The organism is Verrucomicrobiota bacterium, assembly GCA_034440155.1.
Taxonomy (GTDB): Bacteria; Verrucomicrobiota; Verrucomicrobiia; order JAWXBN01; family JAWXBN01; genus JAWXBN01.
In genome coordinates this window covers 1-4,957 of record JAWXBN010000009.1, presented here as the reverse complement: position 1 = coordinate 4,957, position 4,957 = coordinate 1, and the positions used below count along the sequence as shown (strand labels likewise).

Here is a 4,957-nt window from a genome sequence, read left to right as displayed (position 1 = left end):
GTGTGGAGCTACCCCCTGCGCACTGGTGACCGTGAGGAGGCCGTCTTTAATATGGTCAATGCCATGCTCATGCGTATCCACCAGAGCGGCCACCTCAACGAGCTCACTCCCGAACGCCTCGCTCTGGTCAAAGAAGGACTCGACTATTACAAAACTTATCGCGAGGAAATCCCCACAGCGGAGAGTTTCTGGCCCACCGGATTCCCCACCCATCTCGACCCTTGGGTCTCGCTGGGTTACCGTATGAAGGATAAAACCCTCGTCGCGGTCTGGCGCCGCCAGGACGGACCGGAGCTCCAATCCCTTTGCCTCCCGCATCTCAAGGGCAAAAAGAGCAAATTGCGCTGTGCCTATCCCTCGGAGGAAATCCCGCCTTACCAGTGGAATGAAGAGTCCGGTCTGCTCACCGTCGAATTCATCAAAAATAAAATGGCCCGCATATTTGAGTTTACCCACTGAAACGATTTTTGCGGCAATAAACACGAGGGCCATCCCCCGGCAGTCTCCCCCCCTTTAGCGGTGGAGTAATAAAACAATGACCAGACCCCAGAAGGCCATGATGATATTGCCCACGGCATAAGGAATCGTGTATCCCAGCGCGGGAGTTTTGCTTTTAGCGATATCTTGGAGTTGGGAGAGGGCGGCCGTGGCGCCACGGGCTCCTGCACACCCCCCGAGGATAATCGCCGGGTGGAGCTTTAAAATGTATCGACCAAAAAGAACCCCTAAAAAGAGGGGGATGATCGAGACGATTAACCCCGCAAAAATGAGCGAAATACCGGCCTCTTTGAGGCCTGTGACAAAGTCCGGGCCGGCATTAATGCCCAAGACAGCAATAAAAGCGGTGATCCCGAGATTTGTGAGTACCCAGAGGGCCGGGCGCGGGACTTTCCCAAATGTCGGATGGACCGAACGCAGCCAGCCCAGCACGAGCCCCGAAACCAATGCTCCACCACTGGTCGTCAGGCTCAGAGGGATATCATGGAGATCCAGGGTCAGTGCCCCGATAAAAGCCCCGATAAAAATGGCAAACCCCATCATCGACACATCGGAGGAGTCATTCTGGCGGTCGGGATAACCGATGTATTTCAAGGTCCTCTCGATATCCCTCTTGGCTCCGGAGATTTTAATCACGTCCCCGCGATTGATCCGTGTCCCATTAGCAAAAGGTAAGAGGTGTCCCCCGCGGGTCAGGCTCCGGATAAATACCCCACGGGTCACGCGCCCGTGATTCATGGCAGCGATTTGCTCAAGGGTTTTTCCGGCGAGCCGTTTATTGGTAATGATCACATCCACGGTTTCCGCAGGGAAATGCTGCAGCTCCCGGTCATCACACTCCGTCCCGATCAGAGGGCTATCCTCGATCAAATACTCAAGCCGGGACACGACGGAAATAACATCTCCCGTGGCCAGCACCGTTCCCGTGCCGGCCTCATGGATTTTCCCCGCCCGCCTGTATCTCTCGACAAATACTCTTTGATTGATAAATCTCGACTCAAATTCCGCGACACTCACGCCATCATACCCCGGTTTATCTAAGTGATAAGCCCGCGTGATGACCTCGTGGTAGGCCGAGTGCACACCCGGCTCGCTTTCATGGGACCCGAGCTTTTCATCGAGGGCACGGCAGGAGGCCTGCAGGTTCACCCCCAGCAGGCGGGGACCGATACTCGTGAGGAACCACACCGCACTGGACATCCCACAGATATAAGTAATCGAAAATGCGACCGACATCTGGCTGGAGTACAGGGCCTTTTCCTCCCCCGTCAAACTCAGATGTGCGAGAGCCCCGTCGGAGACACCTAATGCCGAGGTCATGGTGCAAGCCCCGGCATACAGGCCCGGCCCGTAACCGATGCCGAACCCAAAAATCCTCGCCGTGATAAAGGCCGTGATCAAACAAGCCACACAGATAAATAGTGCGAGAGCAAATTGCGGTAGCCCGTCTTTTTTAAGGCCTTGGAAAAACTGGGGCCCTACCCCGTATCCCACTGCAAAAAGGAAAAGGAGGAAAAAAACCGTTTGCACATCCGGGGAAATCTTTACGCCGGTTTGCCCGATGACGACCCCGGCCAAGAGTACACCAGTGATCTCGCCCAGCCGGAAGCTACCCACACGCAATTTGCCCAGCATATAACCCAGCCCGAGGGTCAGAAAAATGGATAAGGCCGGATTCATCCGGAAAGTATCGAAAATCAAATCCATGCCCCACTATAAGCAGACCCTGTGAATGTCAAACAGAGAGAGAAATATTTAGGGGGGAAAGTCAGAACCGGCTCATCGTCTGTATCAGCTAAGCAAAGTCTCTTGCCCGACAATATCAGGCCAAACACGTTGCTCTTTTCCTCTATTCACCAGACCGATGGGATCCCTAATTTACCTGAGGCACTCTTATTTGACTGATATTCCCGATCACACCGAAGGCATAAAGAAGCCACACGACGACGCAGATCACGACCACGATATTGAGGATCTGTTTGATTTTTCCATCCATCGGGATGTAGTTATTGACCAGCCAGAGCAGGACTCCGACGACGATAAGGGTGACGATAAGTGAGATAATGGGCATTGGAACCTTTATTTTTGATTGGTTGGGGGTATGGGGTGTATCGATGAATGGTAAAGATGAATAGCCCTCTCCGCTATGGGGTATTCACCCTATTCACCCTGAAAACGGCCAAGACGACTAATCGCATGGAAGTGCCACCTCTTTTGGCTGTATTCCGGTCTCATGATCTTGTACCGGGGGGTTATGCATGGCTGGAAAGCACTACCGACTTTCAGCCGGTAATGGTTTGCCGTTCATTGCGTATTGGCTGGCCGAGAATCAACCCAATAACCTTGCTGATTATAATGCCCATGCAGGGAGGTTTCATAGTCCCGATTGAGAGTCTCAGGTGTGTATTCCGGCGAATTTTTGACCATGTCAGAAGATAACTTTACAAACACCTTCGATTCGTCCCAACTAATCCGTTCAATCCATCGTGGTGAGACCAGAACGTGTTTTCCTGCCCACCAGTTTTGTGTATCAACAACCAAATACCGAATCGCCCAGGTCTCGTCATCAATGATGAAATCCTCGACATGGCCGATCTCTCCATCGAGGCAGCTGATGTGATAGCCGGTCACGGCCCCAGTGCTACGCAGATTTGGGTCGCCTGTTTCCGCTGGAGGAGAGGATAACTCGACGGGGGGAATGCCATTTTCGCTAGCCCAAGTGACTCCACCGCTCTGGCCTATTGGGTAAAGGGATGATCCCCACAAATACGGGCCATTCCAATAAAGAGGCCAGCTGTAATAAGCGTGATATTGCACCTCATACTGGCGGGAGACCGGCTTATCACTGTCTAGTGATGGACTTTCTTCAAGCTGTTTTTTGGTCAACTCCACCGGGAGGACATGATCCGTCTCGTTGACAGGGTGCAAGGCGTGAGGCGAGATCAGGACTTGCCTACCGATTAACCAACCGCCGGTATCGGCGAGCAGGTAGCGCACCGTCCAATGCTGGTCATCGAAGTAAAACTCCATGGCCTCGCCGATGTCCCCATCGCGTGCGCGTAGCTTGAACTCTTTGAATTCTTTGGCTGGACGTAACATAATAAGGATCTTTCTTTTAAATATGACATGAACGTGTGGTGCTGATGCCCCCGTTGCTCCCGAGGAGACACCCCCCCCTTCCGTATCCGGCCGGGGTTGATGTTCTTCGAGGGTAATTGATTTTTTTATTAGGGTATTAATCCTGAGCAGTATTAGCAGCCTCTATATTAATAAGAGACGTTGCCAAGTCTGTGAGTGCTAAGTCGGTTTCGATCTCTTCATCCAGGGTTTTTTGCAGATGCTCGCTGCATTCGTTAAACCCGAGGACTTTTGCAAAGGTGCGGACACACCCGTAACCAGCGATCTCATAGTGTTCTACACGTTGGGCACAGGCGATCAGACCTGCGTCACGCACGGTGGGTTCTGCGTCCTCTTTGACCATTTCAGTACATTCTTTGATCAGTCCCTCCATGGCAGCACAATGTTTTCCTTTTACGGGTTCATTATGTGCTTTGAGGATGTTTTCAAGGCGTGTAAGATGTATCTTGGTAGCCGCGAGGTGTGTTGAAAAAGCTGATTTTAGCTCAGGAGCTTCTGCTGCTGCTACCATTGCTGGGATCGCTTTGACGAGTTGTCCTTCAGCATCATAGAGATCTTTTATTTCTGAGATGAAAAGGTCGTAGAGGGATTTTATTTTGTTCATAATAATCTGTATTTTTTGGAGGGTTACAATATCGACTTTTTAGATGCTGGTTATTGGATTTTCTTTTCCAGGTATCGCGAGCTGTCTTAGTCCTTAGTGAGCTCGTTAATGTAGTCGCGGATTTCATCTTTCGATTTTCCGACTTTTTTCTGGATGCGTCCGACCATCTCATCTTCTTTGCCTTCAAGATAGGTTAGATCATCGTCCGTGAGGGTGGCATATTTTTGTTTCAACTTACCGGTAATAATATTCCAATTACCTTTGATTGTCGTGCTATTCATAAGTACTCCTTTGTTGGAAGTTGCATTCTGTTGTCGAATCGTTGATGAGGTTAGGCCCGCTATTCAAAAAGCGCTATGGGGTGTATACCCCATGAGAGTATCCTGATAGGCACGGGAAAAAGCAGACATGCGATTCTCTTAGGTAGACAATGAGGCAGCAGAGACAGTATAAAAATCTAGACCCCCCCCCTGCGCAACTTGCTCACGTTCCCGAGTAAAGGGTTATTGTGGGGCCATTTGCTCATTGTTTGTAAAAGGGGGGGGGGAAGTCAGCGTGCAGGTTCCCATCGGTAATTTGTTTTAAATAATCTCAAATCTCAGCATGGCCCCTATTTCTGAATTTATTTGTCGTGACCGCCACTCCGTTCGTGTAAGATATTTCCTGCACCCTCTGCCCAAATCCGTTATACGACCACTGGCTCTTATTGGTCTGCGT

At 50.9% G+C, this 4,957-nt stretch carries 6 protein-coding genes; 1 reads left to right on the top strand and 5 read right to left on the bottom strand.

Annotated elements, in window-relative coordinates:
* The coding region (locus SGI98_00765) for an alpha-galactosidase (protein ID MDZ4741933.1) at window positions 1-459 on the top strand (459 nt) is incomplete at its 5' end.
* A 54-nt stretch (window positions 460-513) separates the two neighbouring features.
* On the opposite strand, the gene aspT is transcribed toward SGI98_00765, so the two are convergent.
* The 5 genes from aspT to SGI98_00740 form a co-directional block, all read right to left on the bottom strand.
* A complete protein-coding gene (gene aspT / locus SGI98_00760) occupies window positions 514-2,205 on the bottom strand; it encodes an aspartate-alanine antiporter (protein ID MDZ4741932.1) in 1,692 nt (563 codons plus the stop codon).
* A gap of 166 nt (window positions 2,206-2,371) precedes the next feature.
* Window positions 2,372-2,569, bottom strand: coding sequence for a Thivi_2564 family membrane protein (locus SGI98_00755; protein MDZ4741931.1), 198 nt, complete (start codon window positions 2,567-2,569; stop codon window positions 2,372-2,374).
* Window positions 2,570-2,802: 233 nt separating this feature from the next.
* The gene (locus SGI98_00750; GenBank protein ID MDZ4741930.1) at window positions 2,803-3,597 is read right to left on the bottom strand and encodes a PRC-barrel domain-containing protein; all 795 of its coding nucleotides are present in this window, start codon (window positions 3,595-3,597) and stop codon (window positions 2,803-2,805) included.
* A 136-nt stretch (window positions 3,598-3,733) separates the two neighbouring features.
* A complete protein-coding gene (locus SGI98_00745; GenBank protein ID MDZ4741929.1) occupies window positions 3,734-4,240 on the bottom strand; it encodes a ferritin-like domain-containing protein in 507 nt (168 codons plus the stop codon).
* 86 nt (window positions 4,241-4,326) lie between these two features.
* The gene (locus SGI98_00740; GenBank protein MDZ4741928.1) at window positions 4,327-4,521 is read right to left on the bottom strand and encodes a CsbD family protein; all 195 of its coding nucleotides are present in this window, start codon (window positions 4,519-4,521) and stop codon (window positions 4,327-4,329) included.
* Window positions 4,522-4,957: the final 436 nt, after the last annotated feature.

What these genes read in the sequence shown, in the direction of transcription:
- SGI98_00740 (MDZ4741928.1), bottom strand. Translation starts at nt 4,521, where the DNA reads ATGAATAGCACGACAATCAAAGGTAATTGGAATATTATTACCGGTAAG.
- SGI98_00750 (MDZ4741930.1), bottom strand. Translation starts at nt 3,597, where the DNA reads ATGTTACGTCCAGCCAAAGAATTCAAAGAGTTCAAGCTACGCGCACGC.
- SGI98_00745 (MDZ4741929.1), bottom strand. Translation starts at nt 4,240, where the DNA reads ATGAACAAAATAAAATCCCTCTACGACCTTTTCATCTCAGAAATAAAA.
- aspT (MDZ4741932.1), bottom strand. Translation starts at nt 2,205, where the DNA reads ATGGATTTGATTTTCGATACTTTCCGGATGAATCCGGCCTTATCCATT.
- SGI98_00755 (MDZ4741931.1), bottom strand. Translation starts at nt 2,569, where the DNA reads ATGCCCATTATCTCACTTATCGTCACCCTTATCGTCGTCGGAGTCCTG.